Source organism: Streptomyces sp. NPDC006476 (genome assembly GCF_040612015.1).
Taxonomy (GTDB): domain Bacteria; phylum Actinomycetota; class Actinomycetes; order Streptomycetales; family Streptomycetaceae; genus Streptomyces; species Streptomyces griseorubiginosus_B.
In genome coordinates, this window is sequence record NZ_JBEXPK010000295.1 from 1 (window position 1) to 1555 (window position 1555).

Consider the following 1555-nt stretch of genomic DNA (forward strand, 5'->3'; position numbering starts at 1 on the left):
CTGCAGTTCCTCTACCAGGGCAAGTCCCCCTCCGCGAGCGGCCCCTACGACCAGCTGCCGTGGCGGCCGGGCGTCCTCACCCTGCAGCGCTGACCCGCCTGATCCACGGTGATCGCGATCGGGTGCGGTCCGCCGGCGCGTAGACGAGCGGTCTACGGCGTGGGCACCCTCATCAGCTGACCGCTACTCACCGCATCGAGGAACCCCAGCCGTGAGCCGGCTGGGGTTCCCATCGTTTGGGGACCAGAGGCTCGGCCAGGCTTGTCGGGCTGATGGGTGGGCTCCTGGTCCTGCGTCAGCACGAGCATCCCCTTCGCCAAGGCCGCCTCGATCGGCGCCCGCACCGACGGCGGCATGGCCGGCGCCGCCCAGAGAAGTCCTCAGCCCGACGAAGATGACGAAATGCGCCCCCATCGAAGCGATGGGGGCGCATTTCGTCAGCTTCGCCTACTTGAGCGCTGTACCGCCCGAGTTGTGATAGGCGATCGGCGGCGGATCGCCGAGGGGCGTCTGCATGCTCTGGAACGCCAGCTGCGCCATCTCACCGAGCAGTTGCGGAAGGCCCTGGTCCGCGCGCGGAACACGGAACGCGCACGCAAGTACCTCGAGAAACGGCTCGCCGAACAGGACCAGAGCCTGCGCCAGGCACAGGACTACACCCGCCGCATCGAAGCCGAGCTCGCCGAACAGAAGGAGCAGGCGGAGCAGCTCGTGAAGGAAGTCGGTGTCCTGCGCGAGCAAAACCGTCGGCTCATCGAAGAAGAATCCGCTGTTCCCGCCCCGTCAACGCAGCTCGGCGGCTACACGTCGCCGCAACACGTCTCCGTCCCGCTCCAGCCCGGCCTCGAGACAGTGGCAGCGGCCGCAAACCCCGTCGAAGCGGCGAGCCCTCCTCAGGGGCAGGTCGCCTGGCCGGATCTGCCGTACGAGCCGTACGGGACGACACCCCTCCCCGACTACGACTACGACTACGACTACGACTACGACTACGACTACGACTACGACTACGACTACGACTACGGGACGTACGCCGAGCCGACGTACGCCGAACTGTTCGCGGGCAGCCCCGCGGACACCCAACTCATCCCGGCCGGCTATCCAGCAGACGCGACACTGCCTTCCTACCCCTTGTATGACGCACCGGCCGACGTGTGGACGTGGGGCACCCCGTGCACAGCACATGGGACATCGAGGGACCGTTGGCCAGCCCCCTCCCCGCCCTGACGTACGACGAACCACCCCTGCACACACCGGCCGTCCCCCTGGTGCTACCCCCACACCAAGAAGACGAAGAAACATGGAACGGCGCTGATGAAGCACCGCCGCTCGCCCCGGCCACCCAGCACAACCAAACAGCTCCACGCCGCAGGGCAGGAGCGCTGCCTACTGCCGCGCTCATCGCAGCCCTCCTCGGCTCCCACTTCAGGTGAGCAACGCCAGGCCGACAAGCCCGCACCGTATACGCCGGTTGCGCCGGCCTGGGCGACGACGCCGCTGGAGGCGCGGCTCCCTCATGACGGCGACAGGGCAAGCCGTGCCTGCGGCTTGCCCTGTC

General features: G+C 68.0%; 1 protein-coding gene. It reads left to right on the forward strand.

Features of this window, described 5'->3' with window-relative positions; genetic code table 11:
* Positions 1 to 474: 474 nt before the first annotated feature.
* Positions 475 to 1224, forward strand: coding sequence for a hypothetical protein (locus ABZZ74_RS54135; RefSeq protein ID WP_356951444.1), 750 nt, complete (start codon positions 475 to 477; stop codon positions 1222 to 1224).
* Positions 1225 to 1555: the final 331 nt, after the last annotated feature.